Here is a 23,741-nt window from a genome sequence, read left to right as displayed (position 1 = left end):
GTGCCCGGAGGACGAGGCGGCGTACTTCTTCAATGCACGGCAGGGCGGTCCGCCTCGCCGTGCCCGGTGGGTGCCGCCGCCGCGCGCAGCGACTGCTTGAGCACCTTTCCGGATGCGTTGACGGGTAGCGCCGCAACGAACTCCACGCTGCGCGGCACCTTGTAGTTGGCCATGCGTGCCCGGCACCAGCCGATCAGCTCCTCGGCGCCGAGGTCGAGGCCCGCGCGCAGTACGACATAGGCCTTGCCGACCTCGCCCTGCCGGTCATCGGGCACGCCTATCACCGCAACCTGAGCGATCGACGGGTGTCCGGTCAGCAGGTTCTCGATCTCGGCCGGGTAGCAGTTGAATCCGCCGACGATGAACATGTCCTTGAGCCGGTCGGTGATGCGCAGATAGCCGCGCTCGTCGAGCGTGCCGATGTCGCCGGTGTGCAGCCAGCCCGCGCTGTCGATCGTCTCGCGCACGGCCGCCTCGTCGTCGAGGTAGCCCTTCATCACCGTGTAGCCGCGGATCAGGACTTCGCCCGCCGCGCCCGTTGGCACCGCGCGTCCCGTCTCGTCGACGACGCGCAGTTCGACGCCGTCGAGCGGGCGTCCGCAGGTCGTCGCGACGGTGTACGCGTCGTCGCCGGGGCGGCATACGGTGGCCAGGCCACAGCACTCTGTCAACCCGTAGGCGGTCACCACCGTGCCGAAACCCAGTTCCCGCTGCATGCGCCCGATCAGCTCCGGCGCGACGTTCGAGGCGCCCGTGACAGCGACGCGCAACGAGGAGAGATCGAAGTCGGCGAGGCGAGGGTGGGCGAGCAGGCTCAGATAGAGTGTCGGTGAGCCCGGCAGGAAGCTGATCCGCTCGGTGGCGATGCGCCGCAAGACGGACTCGGTGTCGAATATCCGTTGAGGAACGATGGTCGCACCGCGAATGAGGGCGGCGAGCCACCCGGCCTTGTAGCCGAACGCGTGGAAGAACGGGCTCACGATCAGATAGCGGTCGCCCTGCCTCAACCCCACGATCCCGGACCAGTCGGCGAAGGCGCGAAGGTTTTGCCCATGGGCCGTCACCACGCCCTTCGGACGCCCGGTCGTTCCCGACGTGAACAGCACGTCCGACGCCGTCTCGCTCGTGATCGAGGCGAGCCGCGCTTCCAGTTCGGCTTCGTGCGTCCCGGCGGCGCGCGCGAGAAAGGCCTCCCAGCCTGCATCGCCCGCCTGCGGATCGCGCAGTACGACACGGTGCTGCAACGTCGGGATGTCATGGTCCGCCAGCATGTCCGGATAGCGGACGTCGAGAAACTCGCCGATGCAAAAGAGCACGCGGGCCCGGCTGCGAACGAGGATATCCGCGGCCTCGACACCCTTCAGGCGGGTATTGACGGGCACGAGCACCGCGCCGGCGCAATGCACGCCTAGCGCGGCGACGATCCATTCGTGAATGTTCGGCGCCCAGATCGCGACGCGTTCGCCGTGCTGCACGCCGAGTGTGATCAGCGCGCGGGCCACCGTCCGGGCCGACTGGTACAGCTCGGCGTAGCTGATCCGCACGCCGGCATCGTCGATGGCAGTCAGGTCTGCATAACATTCGGCCGATTGCGCGAGCAGGTTCGGAATGGTCGGATGGGTTGGAAGACGATCGGTCACGGCTGGGTCCTTTCTGCAGCAAAGCCTGAGGCGCCTTCTGAAAGAGGCGGGTAGTCCGTATAACCGTGCGCGCCCGTCGTATAGAGCGAAGCGCGGTCGAATCCCGCGAGCGGCGCGCGCTCCTTCAGACGCGTCACGAGATCGGGGTTGCCGATGAAGTGCCGGGCGAACGACACGGCATCCCCAATGCCATTGGAGACGGCTTGCGCCGCGCTCTGTCCGTCGAAGCCGTCGTTGACGATCAGCGGGCCGTGAAAATGGCGGCGTGCCAGCGCAAAGGCGTCCAGTGCGGGATCAGGAGAGCGGCTCACGTGCAGATACGCGAGGCCCATTGGCGATACGGCGTCGAGCAACGCGCCGTAGGTGGCGGCCGGATCGTCGTCTTGCATGTCGTTGTAGGGGTTGCCAGGACAGATGCGCAAGCCGACCCGCCCAGCACCGACTGCAGCGGCGATGGCTTCGAGCGTCTCGACCGGGAAGCGAATCCGTCCTTGCAGTGTCTGGCCGTATTCGTCGGTGCGCCGGTTCGAGCATGCGAGCAGGAACTGCATCGGCAGATAGCCGCTGCTGCAATGCAGTTCGACGCCGTCGAAGCCGGCGGCCATCGCATTGAGGGCGCCGCGACGATACTCGTTGATCACGCTGGCGATCCCGGAGCCGGTGAGCGCGCGCGGCACGTCCATTTCGACGGCGCCATACGTGTCGGAATAAAGCGCTCCACGCGCGTGAATCGCCGACGGCGCGACCGTTTGCGCGTCGGGCGCCTTGTTGTGGCGCGTCGCAATCCGCCCGACATGCATCAGCTGGAGAACGATCTTGGCGCCGCGTTCGTGTACTGTGTCGGTCACGCGGCGCCATGCGCCGATCTGGGCATCGGTGACGATACCCGGGGTGCGGCAGTAGCCTTTGCCGTGATGGCTCGGGTAGGTGCCCTCGGCAACGATCAGCCCCGCACTTGCGCGCTGCGCGTAATAGGTGACGTGCAGGTGGTCCGGTGCATCGTTTTCGTTCGCACGACTACGCGTCATCGGCGCCATCACGACACGGTTGGCAAGCGCGAGTTCGCCGAGCTGTACGGGTTCAAACAGGTTTGCTGTCATGCTGGGTATTCCGTGCTGTCTTCAACGCGTGCGGATCTTCGGCACGGGCGAGCCGCGCCGCATGCTCTCCAGAAATGCCCCGAGCGGCGCGGGGGCGGCAACGTCCGGCAGTTCGCCGGTGGGCTTGTTGTTCCAGAACGCCTTCCATGAAGGCCAGAGATCGTGCCACGAGCCATCGTAGAGTTCGCGGCCCGGCCAGCGCATCTTCTTGTCTCCGATCGGCGGCTTGTTCAGGTCGCTCGCGTACAGATAGCACGGCAAACGGCGCCTGAAATACCAGCGGCCGTCGATGCGTTCGTAGTCGTCCCAGTAGAGCATCTGCATGATGACCCACTCGGGACCGGTCTCATGCTCGTTCTTCGAATAGACCACGCCGCTCGCGTGATCCGCGTCCTTGAACTCGATGATGTGGCCGCCGATGTGATGCGATGTCACGGTGAACTGGTTACGCAACGTGTCGTCGATCCATTGCTTCAGATGGGCGCGTCCGACCCGCTCCTTGCCAACCACGACGTCTTCCGGAAACAGGCTTGTCCACGCGTCGAGGTCGCGCATGTCGAGCGCCAAGGCATACTTGGCGGGCAACATGCGGATCTCTTCGATGGATTCGAGGCGATCGATTCGCTCGAGTAGTGACGAATCATGCATTTTCGCGCAGGTCCTTTAAGCTGGCTGCACCGCTCACGAGGCGGTGCCACGCCGCTCGGCAGAGGTTTCGGAGACGTAGTCGGTGGCGCCCACATCGAGCCGGCAGGTCTTGCCACCGTCGACGACCAGGCTTTGTCCGGTGATATACGACGCTTCGCCGGAGACGAGGAACAGGATGGCATTGGCGACTTCGAGCGGCTCGCCGATGCGCATCATCGGCACCGAGCGCGCCGTGCCCTCGGCAGTTTGGGCGTCGCTCAGTGCTTCGCGCGTGCCCTCGCTCCAGACCACGCCGGGGATCACGACATTGACCCGGACATGGTGGGGCGCGCCTTCGAGCGCTACCGCGCGGCTGAAGTTGAGCACGCCCGCCTTGGCGGCGCCGTAAGCGGACAAGCCCGGACTCCCCAGCAATCCCGCGACCGAACCGAGATTGACGATCGCGCCGCCGCCGCGCGCCTTCATCACGCGCAACGCCGCGCGGGTGCCGAAGAACGCCACGTCGAGGCTGCCGCGCAGGCACTGGTGCCACGCGTCGGTGCTGACCTGATCCAGCATGCCCCATGTGTAGTTCACGGCATTGTTGACCATGATGTCGAGACCGCCGAAGCGCTCGACGGTGGCGCTCACTGCCCGCTCGACCGACTGCTCGTCGGTGACGTCGGCCTGAATCCAGGCCGCGTTCGCGCCCTGTGCCACGATTTCGGCCACGACCCGTTCGAGCGGCTCGCGCCGCCGGCCGCAAATCATAACGGTGGCCCCCTCCGCTGCGAAGCGCTTCGCGGTGGCTTCGCCGATGCCGGTTCCCGCACCGCTGACCCATGCGATCTTTCCCTGCAAACGTCCGTTCAATGTGGACTCCTGAGTCTTGTGATCAAATCGCGTGCAGCTGACTGACGGCCTGCGCGGGCACTTCGGACAGCGTTTGCCATTCACCGTCCTTGCACTGAAAGACCTTCTTCTCATGCAGATTGCGAGGGAGGTCCGCAACGTCCGTGTAGAACTGCCGATACCATTCGCGAAGCTGATAGATCGGGCCGTCGCCTTCGCACAGGACCGGGCGCTCGATGCGCGTCTTGTTGTGCCAGATCTCGACGTCCTGGAAGAAGGACTTGTGGGCCTGCTCCACGTAGGCATCGGCGATCTCGCGGTTCTGGTCATCGGAGAGGCCGGGCATCTTCTTGATCATCACGCCGTAGCGCAGGTCGAAGCTGTGCTGGTTGATCGGCACATGACAGTTGAGCAGGATGCTGTGTAGCGGATTCCCGTCGACTTCGGCGCTCATGTGGGTGATGTGATAAGCCGGGCCGAAGTAGGCACTGTCTGCGATCAGCGTGCTGCCCAGAAGCTCGCTCTGCGCACCGTGAAACATCTGGTGGCCGACGTGGCCGACGAACGTGTTGCAGAAGTAACTGGCGGGAGAGCCGTGCACGGGGCCGAAGTGCGCTGCATCGGCGAGATTGTCGACGAGTTCGCGGCAGTGCGTCTGGATGGTCATCTTGCGGACGGCCCACGGCATCCATTCGTCCGAAAAGCAGGCGCGGATGCGGGGGATCGCGACTTCAGGAGCGGGCGGTGCGCCCTCCGGATCGTTCCAGACGAACAGAAGGTTATTTTGCTCGCAGCTGTGCCACGTATTGACGCGCGCTTTCGCTGGCACGCGCTTGCAATAGGGAATGCTGTTGCACGCACCGTCGCCGCCCCAGCTCCAATGGTGGAACGGGCAGACCACCGAGTTGCCTTGCACCGTTCCCGAGGCCAGATCCGCGCCCATGTGCGGACACCATCCATCGAGGATGCGGATGTGACCGTCGTCGCCCGCAAAAGCAACCAGACGCTGGCCGAAAATATCGAGACCGTGAGGCTTGCCGTCCTTGTATTCAGATGCCAGTCCGAGGCAATGCCAGCCTCTGGCGTAGCGTTCCGGTGGTGCAGTTGCTCCGGCAGAGCGAGGAAATGCCATGGTGTCCCTCCGTGGTCGTTATGTGCATGAGCTCATTTTGCTCCGCAGCCGCAACGGCAACATAACCCATACGGACTAGTCCATCATGCTCGAGCGCATCTCCATCGAGATCCCGGGATTATCAAATTTTGATAGCGAATCAAGACATTGAAATAATATGTCGGCATCCTTATTGATCAGGCGTTGACGGCGCCGAGGTACATCGGGCGTTCGCCACCGCCTTCGAGACGGAGATTCGTGCCGGACGTGTACGCGGCCAGCGGCGACGAAAGAAAAAGGCACGCGTCGGCCACGTCGTCCGGGGTCGCGAGCCGGCCAGCTGGAATCGTCTTGCAGATGGCGTCTAGCGCGTTGTCGTCGCCGTAGTGTCCGCTGGTCGCCGATGCGGTTTGCACAAGGCTTGGGCTCACCGCGCAAATCCGCACGCGCGGCGCCCACTCCACCGCGAGCGATGCAACGGCATTCACGATCCCGGCTTTCGCGGCACCATAGGCGGCAGTACCGGGAGAGGGGCGTGAGGCGCTGACGCTGCCGATGAAGAGGATGACCCCTCCGTCTTCCTGCTGTTGCATCATCGCGTTCGCACGTTGCGCGAGTTCCAGAGGTGCAATGAGATTGAGGCGGATGATCGCCTCTGTGAAGCGCGGCGAAGCATCGGCTGCCGCGACGAACGGCGAGCCGCCGGCATTGTTGACAACGACATCGAGACGTCCCGTTTCGGCGCGGATGCTGGCGAGCAGCGCATCGACCTGCCCGCTATCGCGCAGGTCGGCGGCAATGAACGTGGCGGCGCTGTTGCCGGCGCAAGGGAGCGTCTCGGGGGAGGAGCGGCCGCATACGAAGACGCGTGCGCCGGCGGCGAGGTAGCGCTCGGCGATCCTGTAGCCGATACCTTTGGTTCCTCCGGTTACCAGGACCGTCTTGCCGCTGAAGTCGAGCGTTGTCATTCCGAGTCTCCATTATCGTCTGTGCCGATGATAGATGCAGCGGTGTTTTTTCTCGTAGTCTGAAAGGACGATGTCGCGACGTGGGAACTGGGGGTGAAGATGCATGGGCGGGTCACGCTCGGGCGGAAATCTTCACCGAAGCCTCTCATGTGGTTTTACTGATTCGAGGGGAGTTGATACGTTGTACTATGTGTATTCGACCGCCGTCGTGGTCTGCGATGGCACAATCGGCGAAGGATGCTATGCCGGTCCGCACGCAAGCCTGCGCGGCGATGTCGTCGATCATCGCCGTGCGCGGCGGCGCACGCACTCAGCCCAGAGGCATGAGGCTGCCGAGCACGACGCCCACGAGCATGGCCTGTCGGGTGACGCCCGTCTTCGAAAAGATCGCCCGCAGATGCGCTCGTGCTGTGTTTTTGCTGATTCCAGACTCGTCGGCCGCTTCTTCGAGTGTCAGGCCATTCGCGAGCAGCATCACGAGTGACGTTTCGGCTTGTGTCAGATCGAACAGTTTGCGCAAGGTCTCCTGCGTGCCTTGAGGCTTGCGATCCGGATCACGTAGAAACAGCGCGACCGCGGCACGGTGCTTGCCGGCATCTGACCACTCCGATAACGGAATCGTACGTATCAGCACCCCGAGCCTGGGCTGTTGCCCGCTGCGCGTAATGGGCATCGCCTCAATAACAGGCGCAGCCGTTCCGAGGTGACCCATCACCGCATGCCGTACGATTCGCTTGAGCGTGCGGTTCTCTCGCGCATCCGTGGCCTCGATCGATCCGTACGCGACACGCAGTCCGTCGCGCTGAGCGAGGATGTCGTCGGCGGTGCGATTCTTGCCGATGATCGCGCCGTTCACGTCAAGCAGCACGGAGCCGACCTGCATGTGATCGACGGTGTTCGCGTACATCGAGCGTTCGACCACGGCAGTATCCAGACGCGAATGCAGTTCGACCGCGCGCCTGAGATGGGGGAGCAGCAGTGTGCATAATGCCCTGTCGCGCGCGCTGAAGTCGTCCGATGCATGGTCGCGGGAGACGCGAAAGCGGCACTCGACGCCCGATTCCGTGCGAAGATCCGCGCCCAGCACGTACCGGACGTCGACCGGTTTCTGCCATTGTTTATAGAGTTCGGACGACAGCCAACCGGTCTCTCCAAACATCTCGTCGACGGTGACGACACGGTCTCCTGGTAGACCGACGAATGGATCGAGCGCGTAATAGCAGGTGTTGTAAGCGACTTCGTCCGGCACCAGGCCCGACGCGCCTGCATTGATCATCACCCCGCGCCGCTCGCGTGAGGCACTGCGCAAGATGAGTGTGACGTAGCTCGAGTCGAGGTATCGCCGGATCCACTCCAACGCGTCAGTCCACGGCACTTCCTGCAATGGCCCCTGGTAGATTCGCGCCATGAGCTCGCTGAATTGGGGCACGTCGAGCCCCGCCAGTTCGCCCATCATCTGCACTGTGTCGGGCGCCAATTCTACTTCCATTAACTCGCTCCATCCTCAATGCGCATTCGCTCGAGCGAGACGCCTGGCTGTCATCACCCGCGAGCGCGATTGTGATCCAGCGTGCTGTCGTTTGTAGCACGCACTCTGTTTGCCACTGTATTTCTTCTGTGATATCGACAACCGGCGCGCAGCCGCTGATGCACCCGCTCCCTTGCTCGTTGCGAGCTTCACCGCCTCATTTCAGACGGTATTGGGGATTCGGCTCAAGTATGCCTCCATTCCTGAATTGTACGGAATGTTGGCTTTCACTTTTTCCGGTGGAGCTCAGCAGGATACAAGGTGCTACGGTCTCCTCGCCGCGATCAAGCGGGCTCGGCGTCGGACCGGACGCGGTCGGTTCTGTCTTCAAGCGCTCCGGCTCAGCGACGATCAGGTTTTTCGCGCCGATACTGAATTGGCGAGACGCCACGAGTCGATTTGAAGGCGCGACTGAAGGAAAATTCAGACTGGTATCCAACACGCGATGCGATCTCGCCAAGTCGCAAATCGGTCTGCTCGAGTAGTTGAGCGGCAATGCCCATGCGCCAGCGCGTTAGATAGCTGTGCGGTGGTTCACCTACTGAATTGCTGAAGTTGCGTGCGAACGCAGCGCGCGACAACCCAGCTACTTTGGCGAGTTCCTCCAGTGTCCACGCACGTTCGGGTTCTTCGTGCATGCGCGCGAGAACCCGTGTCACGTGCGGCGTTCGCAGAGCCGAAAACCAGTCGTTTGTTGCGGGAGAGGCGGCGTCGGCCCAATCGCGTATGAAGTAGACGAACATGGACGAGAGAAGGTTGCGAACCACGATCTGATTCCCGAAGTTCGGCGCCTCCACTTCATGACGAAGCATGCGTAGCGTGTCGCTTAACGGTGAGCATCCAGGTTCCGTTCCGGCGCGGAGCGACACGGCTTGTGGTAGCGCCCGCAGAGCGGGAAGCGCCAGGTGCTGGTCTATGTCGAACTGGCCGCAAATCAGCGTGGTGGCCTTTGGATTGCGGTCGACGACACCATTACGCATGGACAGGAACACATCTAGCGGCACGGCTTTGCCTTGCCCGGAATGCGCTACCTCATGTGCGCTGCCACGCGGGAACAGGACCAGTTCACCAGCCCGCAATTCGATCGTTTCCATCTCGGGTTGGCGCACGAAGGCACGTCCTTCCGCCACGAAATGGAACACCGCGGCGTCGCGAGGTTGCACCTCGAACCCCCATGGGCCTGCCACGCGTGTGCGCACCAGCACCAGGCCATCGGCACGGACCGCCTTTAACCAACCGTTCAACGCATCCATGATCGCATCGTACCAGAATGAGACGAATTGCTATGTTTTCGCGCTGCATGGGTATGGACCATCTTCCAGAGAGCCCTTCCAATGAGAGGGTACAAACCCGGAGATGAAATCATGAATAGAGAGCATGTCCTGCAAGTGCTTAACACTATCTACGAGAAGATCTTCAACGAGGGCCAGGCAGACCTGTATCCGGGTTTTGTGAGCGGGCCATACATTCAACACAATCCGCTTTTCCCTGATGGGCTGGATGACATCCTCGGTTACATCAAGCAGGCCGGGCGCATTCCGTGCGAAGTTAAACGCATTGCGATAGACGGCGATCTTGCTTTTGTACACGTGCGCTACCTGGAATGGGCCGGTCAGGAGACCGCGGGTGTCGACATCTTCCGCTTCGATGCCAACGGCAAGATAGTGGAGCACTGGGACGTGCTGCAGCCCGTGCCGAAGACGGCTAACAATGCGAATACGATGTTCTGAACCGATCACCGGGAGGCGGTTTCCAGGGATGACCGGATGCCCCAACGTCCAGACTCCGATGACAATGGATGACTTTTCCTGGCCGGTTGCACCCGCTGGTGCGTTGCTCCCTGAACATTAACGCTCACATTGAATTCCGGGTTCCGCTCGACTAGTCTGAACGAAACGCACTGGTGGAGTTTCCACACCTGCACCATGTACTCGGAGCGTCATGGGTAACGATCTGGCGCGGAAGTCAGGCAGGGGCGGTCGGCCTTCGCGGCACGACGCGGAGGTTCGCGCGCAGGTCGTGCTCGACGTGGCAAAGGAGAGATTCCTTTCGGCCGGCTATCGGGAAACGAGCCTCGACGCGATCTCCCGCGACGCTGGAGTGGCGAAAAAGACGCTTTATTGCCACTTCGGCAGCAAAGCGGGATTGTTTGATGCCATCGTGCGGACGCTGGCCGATGCGTGGGTAGAGGAACTCCGGAAAATCGTTGCCAACGATAACGGGCCGGTTGCCGTGCTCGAAGCCGTGGCGCTGCGACTTCTCGACGTCGGCACGCAGAGTGACATGATCGAGCTGTACCGGACGCTCATCGTCGAGTCGCGCCGATTTCCGGCCCTTGTCGACGCTTATCTCGACCGCTGCGGCAACCTGGCGGGCACGGAGCCGCTGACGGATTACCTGCGGCGCACCGTGGAGCGCGGCGAGTTCACGATTGCGGACGTCGATCTCGCCGTGGAGCAGTTCGTCTATCTGGTGCTCGGCGGCGTGCGTGCGCGGATGCTGCTCGGCTGTACCGCCCGTCCGAACGCGGCAACCCGGCGGCGCATCGCGCGGCAGGCGGTCCGCATTTTCGTGTCTGGCTGCGCAACCTGATTCACCCTTTTGTAAGCTTTCATCTTTCAGTTATATAGGCATCCGAAATACATCATTCGTTTTGTCGGAGTTGCCGTGGATTCTGTAGAGATGCGCATGAAGAAAAATCCGCGCACCGTGGCCTTTGCAGCGAGTGGCACCGCGCGGCCAGGGCGGTGGTACCTTCGCGGCGGCGCGGCACTCGTGCTCGCCCTCTGGCTCGCGGGCTGCATGGTCGGCCCCGACTATCGCAGGCCCGAGGTGCAGGTACCCGAGAGCTTCAAGGAAGGCGTGGACTGGCAGCGCGCCCAGGTCAATCCGGCGGCCTCGCTCTCCAGCACGTGGTGGCACATGTATCAGGACGCGACGCTCGACGATCTCGTCGATCGCTCGCTGAAGGCGAATCAGTCGATCGCGGCGGCCGAGGCCGCGTATCGCGTCGCGCTCGCCACCGTCGAATCCAACACCGCAGGCCTCTTCCCGATTGTAACGGGCGATCTTTCGGCCTCGCGCACCGGCTTCGGCAAGGGCGTGACCCAGGTGCCCGGCAGCTCGTCGTCCGTTGGGGGCTCGGGCGGGGGCGTGGTCAACAACGTGGTTGCACAGGTCTCTGCGAGCTGGGAGATCGACCTGTGGGGCTCGATTCGCCGTCAGATCGAATCCTCCCAGGAAAGCGCTCAGGCGAGCGACGCACAGCTGGCGGGCGAGCGGCTCTCGATCGAGGCGAGCGTGGCCGGGGATTACCTCGCGCTGCGTCAGGCCGACTACGACATCCGGTCGCTCACGAGGCAGCAGGAGATCGATGCCCGGATTCTCGAGATGACCCAGGCCTCGTACCGCGCGGGCGCGGCTTCGAGCGACCAGGTGCTCGTGGCCCAGGACGACCTCGAAACCGTCGTCGCCCAGTTGCAGCTCACCAAAATATCCCGCGAGCAGGACGAGCATGCGCTAGCCGTGCTGACCGGCGTGCCGCCCGCGGGGTTCGAGATCGCCCCGGATCCGGACCACGTTTTCGTGATTCCGGACGTGCCGCTCGGGCTGCCTTCGGAACTGCTCGAGCGCCGCTATGACGTGGTGAGCGCCGAACGCACGGCCGCAGCCGCGAATTCCAGAATCGGCGTAGCCGAGGCGGCATTCTTTCCCAGCCTGACGCTGTCGGCGGAAGGCGGCTTCCAGCACAACACGTTCGCCCATCTTTTTTCGCTGCCGAACCGCTTCTGGACGCTCGGCCCCGAGCTTGCCGAAACGATTTTCGATGCCGGCGCACGCACCGCCGCGGTGAGGCAGGCTCGTGCCACCTATGACGGGGACGTGGCGACCTATCGCAACACGGTGCTGACCGCCTTCGGCAGCGTGGAGGACAGTCTTTCAGCGGTCAACCATCTGCGCGTGCAGGCATCCTCGTACGCCGCTATCCTGCAGCGCAACCAGCAACTCTTCGCCAGCGTTCGGGCGCAGCGCGACGTTGGCTCGGCTAGCGAGCAGGATCTGCTCAACCAGCAGCTCACGTTGATCGAGGCGGAGCAGAACCTGCGCGACACCCAATCGTTGCTCGCCCAAAGCAGCGTCACGCTGGTCAAGAACCTCGGCGGCGGCTGGCAATGGGACGACAACAAGGCGGCCTCGGCGACGGGCCACCCCCTGTCGTCGACGGCGTTTTCGTCGATCGATTCGCAGGCGCGCCGGCAGGACGCCGGATCGCCTCCTAACTGAATGAAGTGCTTCTGACTGGAGTCTCCATCTCATGAAGTCACTGCCCGCCAGCGTGCCCGTGCTTTGCGCGAGTCTGTGCCTCCTCGCACTCGCGGCCTGCACGAAGAGCAAGCCCCCAGCGCCGCCCCCGCCGCAGGTGGCCGTGACGACGGCGCATCCGCAGACCGTGCCGCTGACGCGCCAGTTCGTCGGACGCCTTTCGCCGTACTACAGCGCCAACGTCACCGCGCGCGTGTCGGGTGTGCTGGTCAAACGGGTCTATGCCGAGGGCAGCGAAGTCCGGCAGGGGCAGGTGCTGTTCGAGATCGACCCGTCGTATTACAAGGCCCAGCTCGACAACGACATCGCGCAGCAGGCGCTGGATCAGGCCACCTACGTCAACGACCATATCACCGCGGAGCGCAACCGCAAGCTGCTACCCGTCGGTTCGGTGTCGCAGCAGACCGTCGACAACTCCAATGCGGCCGAGCGCAGTGCGGCGGCCAAGGTGCAGGCGGATCAGGCGCTGGTCCAGAGCGCACGCATCAGTCTCGGCTACACGCGGGTGACTTCGCCGATCAGCGGCATCGCGGGGCAGCAACAGGTGACCGCGGGCGCGGTGGTCGGCAGCAGCACGACTGACGCCGGGACGAGCGGCACACTGCTGACCACCGTTCAGCAGGTCGACCCGGTGTACGTCAACTTCACGATCAGCGCGGCCGATCTGATCACGCTGCGGCAATCGCAGGGCAGCGGCTCCGTGGCTCTCGCGCAGCAAGACTCGACGACCGTCCAGGTGAGCCTCCCCAACGGCACGCCATACGAGCAGCCCGGCAAGCTCGACTTTTCGGACCCCGCCGTCAACGCCACAACGGGCACCGTCAACCTGCGCGCGCTCCTTGCCAATCCGCAGCATCTGCTCCTGCCCGGCATGTACGTGACGCTGGTTGTCCGCTTCGGTGAACAGAACAACGTCTTCCTGATCCCGCAGCAGGCGCTGCTGCGGGATACGCAGGGAGCGTATCTGCTGGTGGTCGGGCAGGGCGGCAAGGTGGTGCGCAAGGACGTCGAAACGAACGCCAGCGTCGGCAATGACTGGATCGTCACGAAAGGCATCGCCGAGGGCGACAAGGTGATCGTCACAGGTGTGCAGGTCGCGCATGAGGGCATGCAGGTCAACGCCAGTCCGTGGCAGCCGCCTGCTCAGCCGCTGGCGGCGGCGCCCGACAGCCCGCCCGCCAGCGCCGCGCACTAGGAGATCCCCCCATGCCGAGTTTTTTCATTGAACGGCCGATATTCGCGTGGGTGGTCGCGATCCTGATCTCGCTGTTCGGCATCATCTCCATGCGCAGCATGGGGATCGATTCGTATCCAGACATCGCGCCACCGCAGGTGACCATTACCTCGACCTATCCGGGCGCGAGCGCCGCGACGATGGAATCGACGGTGACCCAGGTCATCGAGCAGCAGCTCACCGGCATCGACAACCTCCTGTACTTCAGCTCGAGTTCGAGTTCCAACGGCCAGAGTGTCATCACGCTCAGCTTTGCGATCGGCACCAACCCGGACATTGCGCAGGTGCAGGTGCAGAACAAGGTTCAGATCGCCGAGCCGTTGCTGCCCTCGCAGGTGACGCAGCAAGGCGTGGTGGTCGCGAAGTCGAGCCCGGACATCCTGTTGTTCGTCGCGCTGCGCTCGAACAGTCCGGGCATTGACGCGGCGCGACTTTCGGACATCGTTGCGTCACAGATCCAGCCGGTGATCGGGCGCATCAGCGGTGTCGGCAATACCACGCTGCTCGGCTCCGAATACGCAGTGCGCATCTGGATCGACCCCGACAAGCTGCAGGGCTACGGACTCTCGACCACCCAGGTCCTCAACGCAGTGAATGCCCAGAATGCGCAGTTTGCGGCCGGTTCTCTCGGTGCGGATCCGGCGGTGAAGGGGCAAGTCTTCACAGCGACGGTGTCCGGCGACATGCGGTTCTCTTCGCTGCAGCAGTTCCGCGACATCATTTTGCTGGCGAACAGCAACGGCACGACGGTACGGCTCTCGGACGTCGCGCGCGTCAGTTTCGGTCCGCAGACCAATGGCCTGGCGTCGGTCTACGACGGCAAGCCCGCAGGCGGCATGGGCGTGTTCCTGCTGCCGGGCGCCAACGCGCTCAAGGTGGCCAAAGTCGTCAAGTCCACCATGGCGGATCTCGCGAAGGACCTGCCGCCGGGCGTGACATGGGACATCCCGTACGACACCACGCCGTTCATCACGGCTTCCATTACCGACGTGGTCAAGACACTGATCGAAGCCGTCGTGCTGGTGTTCTTCGTGATGCTGATCTTCCTGCAGAACTTCCGGGCCACGCTCATCCCGACCCTCGTGATTCCGGTTGCGCTGCTCGGCACGTTCATCGGGCTTGCGGCGCTGAATTTCACGCTAAACCAGCTGACGCTGTTCGGCATGGTGCTTGCGATCGGCATCGTGGTGGACGACGCGATTGTGGTGATCGAGAACGTCGAGCGGATCATGAGCGAGGAGCATCTGGAGCCGAAAGCGGCCACGCGCAAGGCCATGGCGCAGATCACGGGCGCCATCGTCGCGATCACGGTCGTGCTGTCGGCCGTATTCGTGCCGTCCGCGCTGCAACCCGGTGCGAACGGCATCATCTATGCGCAGTTCGCGCTCACCATCGCGGTCTCGATGGTGTTCTCCGCGTTTCTGGCGATGTCGTTCACGCCGTCGCTGTGCGCGGCCATCCTGAAGCCGGTTCACGAGCATGAGAAGGGCGTGCTGTTCCGCTGGTTCGACCGCGGCTTCGACCGGATGTCCCACACCTATCTGGGACACGTCGGACGGGCCGTGCGTCACGCGCCCCGCTGGATGATGGCCTTCGTGCTCGTGGTCGTGCTGACCGGATTCCTCTACACGAAATTGCCGACAGGCTTCGTGCCCGACGAAGACCAGGGTTTCATGCTGGCGCTCGTGAACCTGCCGCCGGGCTCGACGCTGCAGAGTACGAACCGCGTGATGGGCGAAGTGCGCGACAAGCTGGTCCATAGCGACATCGGCAGGGATATCTACGCCATGTTCCAGCCGGAAGGCTACAGCTTCGTCGGTACCAACGAAAATGTCGGTATGACGTTCATCAAGCTCGTCGAATGGAACAAGCGTGGGCGAACGGCGATGGAGCTGATCCCGCAGGCCAACAAAATCCTGCACAGCATTCCGGACGCCCAACTGTTCGTTGTGAATCTGCCGACGATCCGCGGGCTGAGCCAGTTCGGCGGCGTCGACATGTATCTTCAGGCGCGCGCAGGCCAGTCGCGCGCGGAACTGGGTGCCGCCGAAGCGACGCTGCTCGAGAACGCCAGCAAGAACGACGTTCTTTTCGGCGTCCGACCGAACTCGCTACCCAACGCGCCGCAACTGCAGATCGCGGTGGATCGCCCTCAGGCACAGTCGATGGGGCTGTCGCTGACGGATGTCTACCAGACGATCGGCACGGAGCTGGCGCCGTTCTACGTGAACCAGTTTACCTACGGCGGTCGCGTGAAGAAGGTGTTCCTCCAGGCGGATGCGCCGTATCGAATGGGCCTCGATGCATTCCAGCACCTCTACACGCCATCGGGTATCACCAACGCCGCGTCGGGCACTGCCAGCACGGCAGGGACGGTGACCAACACGAGTGGCTATCTGACCCAGGTTGACCCGTCGGTGGCGAACACGTCGATCAGCCCGTACAACATGGTGCCGCTGTCGAGCGTCGTCACGACCAACTGGTACAACGGGCCGACCGTGCTGCCGCGCTACAACGGCTATTCCGCAGTCGAAGTCGTCGGCAATTCGGCGCCCGGCTATTCAACGGGCCAGGCGATGCAGGCGCTGCAGGGCATCGTCAATCAAAAGCTGCCGCACGGATTCGATGCGGATTGGACCGGGCAGTCCTACCAGGAAATACTGTCGGGAAGCTCGGCGACCGCACTCATGGCGTTGTCGATCCTGGTGGTCTTTCTGTGTCTGGCGGCGCTCTATGAGAGCTGGTCGATTCCGGCTGCGGTGCTGCTCGTGGTACCGCTCGGGATGCTCGGCATGCTGGCGTTCTGTCTGTGGCGCGACGTGCCTAACGACATCTACTTCAAGATCGGTCTCGTCACGGTTATCGGCCTGGCCGCGAAGAACGCAATTCTGATCGTCGAATTCGCGGTCGAAGGGCAGGCGAACGGGATGACGCTCTACGATGCGGTCACGACCGCGGCACGGCTGCGCTTGCGCCCGATCCTGATGACTTCGATGGCCTTTATTCTGGGCGTGTTCCCACTCGTCATCTCCACCGGGGCCGGCGCTTCGTCCCGGCACGAGATCGGCACGGGCGTAATTGGCGGGATGCTCTTCGCGACATTCTTCGGGCTGCTGCTGATTCCGGTGTTCTATGTGACGGTGCGACGACTGCTCGGTGACAAGCTCGATGTGGTCACGCACAAACTGAAGCATCATGCCGGCGGGGCAACGGCGGCACACGCCCCCGCGCGCGAGGGCGGCGACGATATCGGTCAATATCGGTGATCGGGACCGCGACCGTAACAGGCCTCTGCGAATACACGTGCGATATGGACCGCGTGCGCGAGCGTTTGCGCAACGCGGCGCACGATGGGCACGAGATGCTTGAACGCGGTCTGCGCAACGCAATCGACAAAGGGCAGTTGTCACAGGACCTTGATACGGCGCGCGCGGCGGATGTGGTCCATGCGTTCCCCAGCGCGCGCGGTCACGATCCCTCCGATTTAGCCAACGCTTCGGCCGCTTTGCCGACGCGTTTCATAAAGCGGCGGCGATACCAGAACGTCCACAGCGTCAGCGCGCCATAGACAGCATAGCCCACCACCGCTGACACCGTGGCGGGTTCCGGCTTGCCGGCCCACGTCCAGACGATCCAGCAGCGCAGCACGTTCTCCGCGACGAGGCCGACGCCCCAGACGACTGTCATCCGGCGGATTACCGCGACGAGGCCCGGGTGCTCGCGCCAGTGCTGCTCGAATTCGGCGGCGCCGTCGCGATTCTTCCGCGTGACCTTCGAGCGCGCGAGGTAGAACACGAGCGGGCGTGGCAGCAAGAGCGAGAGCAGGAACACGATGCCGATCGAGCCCGAGATCATTGGCGCCTCAGCCGCATGCTCTAGCGGCGCGCGCCCAAGCAGCGTCAGCGCGAGCGACAGCGTGATGCTGACGAGCACCAGCGCGGAGAGCGCATCGAAGTGCCGCAAGCGGATGTAGTCGTACGCCATCCAGGCGAGGGGCGGCAGCGCCGACGCCGCGAGCGCCTGCAGGTAGCCCCAGTGCGGCAGCGCCAGCCGGTACGCGAGCCACGGCAGCAGCACGTTGATGCAGAGGGCGGACAGATAGCGGAATGGGTGCTTCATGCCAGCCCTCCGGCGCCCGGCGGGATTCTGACGGCAGCGGGCGTAGTGGCAGTGTCCAGTCTAGTTCACGAACAGGCCAAACGTTAGATGAGCCGTTTTGACGCGATAAAAAGGCCGGTCCCGCCCCGCGAAGACGCGAGTTTTTCAACTCAATAGGTGTGTAACAGTCGTTCAAGGCGCACGTTGGTCTGCGCGCGAACGCGTCGGTGGAGACGTTCATCCCAGTCACCGGGTCCCTGTTTTGGGGAGTGAACGTCTCGTCAGCGCACTGTGATGCGCAGCACATTCACTCCCCTAGAGGCTGATTCCCGGCTAAGTTACCGCTGGAGCCTGTTCGACTGACGATTCACCCTGCACCGACCGGCGCGTCAAGTTGAACAGCAGCAGTTCTATTGCGACCAGTGCGATGGCCGCATAGCCAATCGCACCGAAGCCGATGAACCTGACCAGCGTTCCGCCAAGAAACGGAGCGATGGCGGCGCCCACCATGAGCATGGCCGGTGTGGCCGCCACAGCGCGTCCGGTCGTATCCAGTCGCGCGAGCAGGCCAAACGCATAGGTATGCGTGAACAGAATCGTGAATGCCATTAGCGCCCCTGAAGCGGCAAACAACGGATAACTCCAGGTATGCGTCACGATCATGGCAAACACAGCCTGCATGATAGGACCGATTGAAATAACCGTTGTTGCCCTGATGCGCTTTTCAAGCAAACCCGCCAACGGTGCCGGAAATAGCGTGACAATGCCATAGATCACGAGCGCCAGCGTCACCAGTTCCCGGCCAAAGCCGCGTGCCATCCCAATCCGCTCGTAGAAGCTGAGCGTCATGGCTTGCGTCATCGCGAGCAACGCGATTCCGACGATCGAATACCAGACCGCCCGCGAAAGCGGCTGAACCTGCACGAGAGCGCCGTGGCGATCCTCCGCGCCCTGCCGGCTCGGGCGCGGGAAAAACAGGAGTCCCGTCAAGGCTGCCAGCCCCATGACTCCAGCAAAAACGATGAATAAGGCCGCGCCTCCGAATCTGGCCAGTATCCCAGGCGTACCGCCGAGAAAGGCAACGCCGAATACGCCAATGGCCAGCCCGGCCCATGCAAATACGCGATGAGGATTGCGCGCATGTCCAATCGTGCCGTGCGTAAAACTGAGCGCAGTTCCTGCGGCCAGTCCGCCGGCAAAATGCAGGGGCGCAAGCACGGCCATGGTCGTCTGACCGATACATAGCGCGAAGGCCAACGCACCGGCGGCGAAGCCAAGTACCGCAGCCCACTTCGCGTTCACGCGGTTGAAGCGGGGGGCAAAAAATACGCTGGATAACGATGCTCCGATGAGAAACAGCGTCGGCAGCGTGCCTGCCTGTTGAGGATTGAACCGATAATGCGCGACCAGTGTACCTACCCATAGCGGCAGTGCAACCAGGTCCAACATGCCTGCGCAATGGGCAACCATCAGCGCCGCAATGCCGCGAGCACTTTCGATTACCGGTAAGTTGCCTACCTTTTGCATGTTCGTCTCCTGGTCAGAACGCATGAATCCAGCGCAGGTTCACGTGAGTGCCGGAGTAGGTATTGCGCTCCACCACCGGAAAATAGAGGTTCGCGAACACGAAGTTCTTGCGATCGATGGTCCACTCGACACCAGGGCCCAGCGACAGGTTCGTGGTGCGGGCAGCGGGCTGGCTTGCGCCGTTGACACGGTCATCGGTAATCTGGCGGAACCAGAAGCCGTTCAGGCCGACATCGAGGTTCGGCAATATCTTGTAAGAGGCCGCAAAGTTGGCCCACACCGCCTGGCCGGCCTGAAAGTTCACGATGCCTGGGACTTCGAACGGATTGTTGATACCTGGATTGGTGTTCTTCAGGTTGTACAGATAGTGCATACGCACTGACACTTCCGTCTGCGGCGTAGGCAGAACCGTCACCGACCAGTGCGGGTCCAGCGACCAGAAGCCTGAACTTGGATTAACCAGCTTGTTCGGATCATAGGCGCCGGTAGGCGCGGTTACGTCGAACTCGAAACGCTGCACAAAGACCGGACGACCGTTGCTGATCACCGGTGCCATTTGCAAAAACGGGCCGAACGTAATGTCACCCACTCCTGAACGCGCAGTCAGTGTTGGAGCATAGGGATTGAATTCGGTCGAGTGTGCGTTCAGCGATGCAACCGGCAGCATCGCCGTGAAGCCGAGCGCGCCGCCCAGTACGTGAATCGGCGACGTGTAGACGATCTGCGGCAGCCACACGAACGCATTGAGCTGCGCGTCCTTGAACGCCGGACTTTTCGCGCCGGTATTGGTGTAAAAGTTCGTGTTGTGTTCGTACTGAAGGAGCTGGATCGACGTCCAGCCTGGCTCCATACTGCCGAACGCATCGTTGAACGTTGTCGCGCCGAGATCGATGCCGGCCGGCTGATAGGTCGACGCTTGCCCCACACATGACATCGCAACCAGTGTCGCTCCAGCAACGGCCCGCCCGTATCGCGCAAACCTGCTTTGATACCCCATTCCTTTCGTCATTTCGTCTCCTGTATATAGTTTTACTATTTTTCAAAGATAGATTTTCACTTTCAAAACCGATTTGAAATCCCTTTCTATAATATTAAGTAATGCAAAATGAACGGCTGGGAAGCCGTTCACGTGCATACAGACTGAACTCGTCGAACTCAGCTACGGCCAATAAACCTTCGTTTATCTGGAGGATGACGCAAAAGGCAGCATGAGACGTGACAGATGCGTGGAGTCCCGATAAATGGTGTGAGTGACTGCCCGCCCAACGGGAAGATGAAATGCATCGGGTGGCAACAGGGAGTTGTGCTCATCCACCATCGGCTCATCGCACATCAGCTCGACAACCAGCTTGTGTCCCGCCTTGAATTCGTTGGCGAAGGGGTAGAGTCGAATGACGTATTCGTTGATCACGCCAGGCTCGACAGGCACGCTACGGGTGTGTGGGTGATATGGATTACCTTCGCGGGTTCGTTCGTCCAGTTCGCGATGCGATGCCTTGAGGAAGCCCGTCGTGACCAGTTGACGCTTGCCGGAGGGGGCCTCGTCCCACAGTCGCAGGATGAAGTTCGTATCGTCCTGATCAATGGCCGCGAAGAGATGCGCCGCGCCCACGCCATGAACCGACGTTGCATTCTGGAAGGGCTCGGTGGACCAGGTCAGCTTTTCCACCTTGTCCACGACGGTCAGCGGCGCCTGATAAAAGCCATCGGCATGCGCATGCTCGACGCTCAGGGGCTCGGGTTCAAATGCCAGCTTGCCGCGGGTACGCAAGTACAGTGGCCGGTACTCGACGGGCGTCACGGGCCAATGCTCACCGGTCATCCATGTGCGGCTGCCTTCAACGTGCACCTTCACCTGCGGCTCGTCCATGATGCCGTTGTCGATGCCCTTGAGCCAGTAGTCGTACCAGCGGAACATGGTGTCATGCTCGTCCACCCAGGGGCGCGTCTGCATCGGCGGGTACGGTCCGATCTCCAGCTTCTTGGGGCCTTTCAGCACATCGAAGAGTTCGATCGTGCCGTCGACAGTCCAACCGCGGCCCTGATTGATCTGCAGGTACACCGGGATATCGATGTTGCTGGCCAGGTTGATCGGATTCTGTTCTTCGTACCACTCGCCGTCGAGGTGGTTGGTCACGATGTCGAACCACGATTCATGATGAATCGGATAATTCAGCACATGCACGAGGTTGGGCCAGGCTGCTACGTCGGGGTCGGCGAGTCGCCTGGCCACGCGCTCCTTGATTTCATTCTCGGAGTAAGTCTCCAGCATGCGAGACTTGTGACGATGCGTGAAAGCCCAGCCCGAATCGCCGCCACGGCCCTCGCGCGCAGCGCGCGGCATGAACCACATGACGCCGCCGTGATAGGTCGTCTCGTAGAAGTCGAAGTGGCCGCCACTGACGAAAATCGCCTTGAGATGGGGAGGGCGCTCGGCCGCTGCGAAGATCTGCATGGAGCCAAAGTACGAAATGCCGATCATCCCGACCACGCCGTTGCACCATGGCTGCGCAGCAACCCACTCGATGAAATCGTAGGCATCCTTCCCGAGAGGAACGCCGCCGGCGTTGTAGTTGCCGATGTGTTCACCCTCGGAAGCGCCCGAGCCGCGCACGTCACCGATCACGTGCACATAGCCTTCCTTCACCACGCGGGCAATGTCGCCCGCCTCGATGCAGCCGTCCCACAGCGGGGAGGGGCGCCGCTGCGGAGGCAGGGTGAGGGCCAGCGCCTGAAGCTCTTTGCCGTAGGGGCTTAACGCGACCAGCGCCGGGCGAGGCATATCGCCTTTTGCATGATAGGCATCCGCGGCCAGGTGGATGCCGTCGCGCATGGGTATGCGCAGGTCTTTGTGTACGATCATGACCGATAACCCTTGTGGAAGTAGCCGTGCATAGTGGTGAAAAACGGTGAAGGTTCGAGCGTTGGATCGCCCTCGTAGCGCAAGTGCTGCGCAATACAGCAAAAGGGGGAACAGGAAGCCCTGGCAACAGCGGCGTCGTCGAGGCCAAATTGTTCGGTAGCGGCACGCACCCGGGCCTCGATGTCGAGGCTTTCCTGGATCTTTGCTGCCGCCTGTTCGCGGTCGAGCACGACGCCCTGTGATTCGACGCCCTGGCTGCGATAGGGATGGCCGAGGAACAGGCGGTTGGGCTTGACGTGGTCGCGCAGGTGCAGCAGGCTCGCGCGGTACGCATCCGGATCGGCGTAACTGGGAAAGCCGTTGGCGGCGCCGTGGATCTGAACGGCGTCGCCGACGAAGACATCGCGCTGGCCTTCCACCACGTACGCGACCGAGCCTGCCGTGTGACCCGGCACGGAATGCACCGTGATCGTCACATCCGACCCCAGCGATATTTCGTCGCCATGGCGAACCACCAGGTCAGGTTCCATCTCGCCAGAGATGGCTGCCTGGCAGGCGGCCGCCAACTTCGCCTCCGCTTGCGGGTCGTCGATATAGCGGCCACGAGCCGCCAGATATTCCTCGACATGCGTGCGGCGCGAACGAAGGAACGGGGCGTCTGCCTCGTGGATAACGACTTTGGCTTTCCTGCCCGTCAGTTCCCACAACGCATGGGCACCGCCGATGTGATCGATGTGCCCGTGAGTCAGAAGAATCCAGCGCACGTCTTCAATGCGACGGCCCAGTTGCTCCAGGGCCGGCGCGATGCCGCCGGCCGGCGACGAAGTGATACCCGTATCGACAATCGCCGGTTCGCTTCCGTCGATGAAAAAACTGTAGAGGCCAAACCGGCCCCACTGGGAGAACAGCGGGTGGATATCGACGACTTTCATCATTCAAGATTCCTGATGAAATCGGCGGTCTCGGCAAACACCCCCTGGAACTCGGGCAACCAGGAAAAATGCTGGACAAAGCCATGAGCCGCCGACTCGTAGCGATGGATGGTTGCCGGAACGCCCGCTTGTTCCAGTTTGCGGCCATACAGCTCGCCCTCGTCGCGAAGCGGATCGTATTCCGCTGTGACAATGAGTGCAGGAGGCAGTCCGGAAAGATCCGCCCGCTTGATGGGGGATGCGAGGGGATCGGCAGGGTCGGCGCCACTGTCGATGTAGAACGCGTTAAATGGCTTCAGCATCGCCGTCTCCAGCCCATTGCCGACTGCGTTGGTTTTCAGCGACGCGTAGCGCTCGACATCAAAGTCGAGATCGAGCGACGGGTAATAGAGCACCTGGTGCGTGATGCATTTCAAGCCGGCGTCAAGCGCCTTCGCTGCGACAGCCGCCGCGATATTGCCACCGGAGCTGTCGCCTGCCACAACCAGGGTTTGACCATCCCAGCCGATCCCGTTGCCCGGCGCGCGGCCGTTCTTTTCGATCCACTCGACCACGGCGTAGCAGTCGCTCAGACCCGCAGGAAAGGCGTGCTCGGGAGCAAGCCGATAGCCGACCGAAACCACGGCACATTGCGTGGCATGGGCCAGCGCGCGCGCGACATGATCGTGCGTGTTGAGGCTGCCGAGAAAGAACGCGCCACCGTGGAAATAAACCAGCACCGGATGGGTGTCCGCCGCCGACGGCTGATAGACGCGCACGGGAACATCACCGGCAGGCGTGGGCAAGACCTGGTCGCGAACCGAATGCACGGGAAGCCGCTGCTCGACGGGCGCAACGTGACTTTCGTCGGCCGCCCGCATCGCTTCGGGGTTGAGCGGTCCCGGCGGCGCGGGCGGCAAGGACGCGATGAACTGGGCAACAGCAGGATGCAATGCCAT

Annotated in this window: 20 protein-coding genes; 6 read left to right on the top strand and 14 right to left on the bottom strand. The window is 62.6% G+C overall.

The genetic code is table 11. The features are described 5' to 3' along the window. Positions 1-29: 29 nt before the first annotated feature. The 8 genes from E1956_RS20160 to E1956_RS20120 all read right to left on the bottom strand — a co-directional run bounded on the left by E1956_RS20160 (position 30) and on the right by E1956_RS20120 (position 9,079). Positions 30-1,640, bottom strand: a complete 1,611-nt coding sequence (locus E1956_RS20160) for a FadD3 family acyl-CoA ligase (RefSeq protein WP_134752281.1) — start codon at positions 1,638-1,640, stop codon at positions 30-32. After that, the gene (locus E1956_RS20155) at positions 1,637-2,740 is read right to left on the bottom strand and encodes an alkene reductase (protein WP_134752279.1); all 1,104 of its coding nucleotides are present in this window, start codon (positions 2,738-2,740) and stop codon (positions 1,637-1,639) included. Before E1956_RS20155 ends, E1956_RS20160 begins: the two co-directional genes overlap by 4 nt. A gap of 21 nt (positions 2,741-2,761) precedes the next feature. Next, positions 2,762-3,388, bottom strand: a complete 627-nt coding sequence (locus tag E1956_RS20150; protein ID WP_134752277.1) for a nuclear transport factor 2 family protein — start codon at positions 3,386-3,388, stop codon at positions 2,762-2,764. 33 nt (positions 3,389-3,421) lie between these two features. After that, positions 3,422-4,240, bottom strand: a complete 819-nt coding sequence (locus E1956_RS20145) for an SDR family NAD(P)-dependent oxidoreductase (protein WP_134752275.1) — start codon at positions 4,238-4,240, stop codon at positions 3,422-3,424. Positions 4,241-4,262: 22 nt separating this feature from the next. Beyond that, positions 4,263-5,351, bottom strand: a complete 1,089-nt coding sequence (locus E1956_RS20140) for a Rieske 2Fe-2S domain-containing protein (RefSeq protein ID WP_134752273.1) — start codon at positions 5,349-5,351, stop codon at positions 4,263-4,265. 176 nt (positions 5,352-5,527) lie between these two features. Beyond that, entirely contained in the window at positions 5,528-6,298 is a 771-nt protein-coding gene (locus E1956_RS20135) for an SDR family oxidoreductase (protein WP_134752271.1), read from the bottom strand. Between the two features lie 310 nt (positions 6,299-6,608). Continuing rightward, a complete protein-coding gene (locus E1956_RS20125) occupies positions 6,609-7,787 on the bottom strand; it encodes a helix-turn-helix transcriptional regulator (RefSeq protein WP_134752269.1) in 1,179 nt (392 codons plus the stop codon). Positions 7,788-8,167: 380 nt separating this feature from the next. Beyond that, a complete protein-coding gene (locus E1956_RS20120; RefSeq protein WP_134752268.1) occupies positions 8,168-9,079 on the bottom strand; it encodes an AraC family transcriptional regulator in 912 nt (303 codons plus the stop codon). A gap of 111 nt (positions 9,080-9,190) precedes the next feature. On the opposite strand from E1956_RS20120, the gene E1956_RS20115 reads away from it, so the two are divergent. The 6 genes from E1956_RS20115 (at position 9,191) to E1956_RS20090 (ending at position 16,951) form a co-directional block, all read left to right on the top strand. After that, the gene (locus E1956_RS20115) at positions 9,191-9,556 is read left to right on the top strand and encodes a nuclear transport factor 2 family protein (protein ID WP_134752266.1); all 366 of its coding nucleotides are present in this window, start codon (positions 9,191-9,193) and stop codon (positions 9,554-9,556) included. Positions 9,557-9,767: 211 nt separating this feature from the next. Continuing rightward, positions 9,768-10,418 carry a TetR/AcrR family transcriptional regulator gene (locus tag E1956_RS20110; protein WP_134752264.1) on the top strand — a complete coding sequence of 217 codons (651 nt, stop codon included), beginning with the start codon at positions 9,768-9,770 and terminating at the stop codon, positions 10,416-10,418. Between the two features lie 96 nt (positions 10,419-10,514). Continuing rightward, entirely contained in the window at positions 10,515-12,110 is a 1,596-nt protein-coding gene (locus tag E1956_RS20105; RefSeq protein ID WP_134752262.1) for an efflux transporter outer membrane subunit, read from the top strand. Between the two features lie 31 nt (positions 12,111-12,141). After that, positions 12,142-13,344 carry an efflux RND transporter periplasmic adaptor subunit gene (locus E1956_RS20100; RefSeq protein ID WP_134752260.1) on the top strand — a complete coding sequence of 401 codons (1,203 nt, stop codon included), beginning with the start codon at positions 12,142-12,144 and terminating at the stop codon, positions 13,342-13,344. An 11-nt stretch (positions 13,345-13,355) separates the two neighbouring features. Next, positions 13,356-16,649, top strand: a complete 3,294-nt coding sequence (locus E1956_RS20095) for an efflux RND transporter permease subunit (RefSeq protein ID WP_134752258.1) — start codon at positions 13,356-13,358, stop codon at positions 16,647-16,649. Between the two features lie 44 nt (positions 16,650-16,693). Then, positions 16,694-16,951 (top strand): TetR family transcriptional regulator C-terminal domain-containing protein, encoded by a 258-nt coding sequence (locus E1956_RS20090; RefSeq protein WP_134754647.1) that lies wholly within the window; start codon positions 16,694-16,696, stop codon positions 16,949-16,951. Here E1956_RS20090 and E1956_RS20085 read toward each other — a convergent pair. From E1956_RS20085 to E1956_RS20060, 6 genes are all read right to left on the bottom strand, one after another. Continuing rightward, positions 16,852-17,502 carry a VC0807 family protein gene (locus E1956_RS20085; protein ID WP_134752256.1) on the bottom strand — a complete coding sequence of 217 codons (651 nt, stop codon included), beginning with the start codon at positions 17,500-17,502 and terminating at the stop codon, positions 16,852-16,854. The two genes, E1956_RS20090 and E1956_RS20085, sit on opposite strands and share 100 nt — an antisense overlap. Before the next feature lie 312 nt (positions 17,503-17,814). After that, a complete protein-coding gene (locus E1956_RS20080) occupies positions 17,815-19,008 on the bottom strand; it encodes an MFS transporter (protein WP_134752254.1) in 1,194 nt (397 codons plus the stop codon). Between the two features lie 13 nt (positions 19,009-19,021). Beyond that, positions 19,022-20,017: a SphA family protein gene (locus E1956_RS20075; RefSeq protein ID WP_232071746.1), complete on the bottom strand. Its 996-nt coding sequence runs from the start codon at positions 20,015-20,017 to the stop codon at positions 19,022-19,024. Between the two features lie 171 nt (positions 20,018-20,188). Beyond that, a complete protein-coding gene (locus E1956_RS20070) occupies positions 20,189-21,871 on the bottom strand; it encodes a CocE/NonD family hydrolase (RefSeq protein ID WP_134752250.1) in 1,683 nt (560 codons plus the stop codon). Next, entirely contained in the window at positions 21,868-22,806 is a 939-nt protein-coding gene (locus E1956_RS20065) for an MBL fold metallo-hydrolase (RefSeq protein ID WP_134752248.1), read from the bottom strand. The genes E1956_RS20070 and E1956_RS20065 overlap by 4 nt, the downstream gene beginning before the upstream one ends. Continuing rightward, positions 22,803-23,741 (bottom strand): alpha/beta hydrolase, encoded by a 939-nt coding sequence (locus E1956_RS20060; RefSeq protein WP_134752246.1) that lies wholly within the window; start codon positions 23,739-23,741, stop codon positions 22,803-22,805. Before E1956_RS20060 ends, E1956_RS20065 begins: the two co-directional genes overlap by 4 nt.

Source organism: Paraburkholderia pallida, from assembly GCF_004524855.1.
Lineage (GTDB): Bacteria > Pseudomonadota > Gammaproteobacteria > Burkholderiales > Burkholderiaceae > Paraburkholderia > Paraburkholderia oxyphila.
Note: the sequence above shows the minus strand (reverse complement) of the source record. Positions and strands in the feature narration are given on the sequence as shown.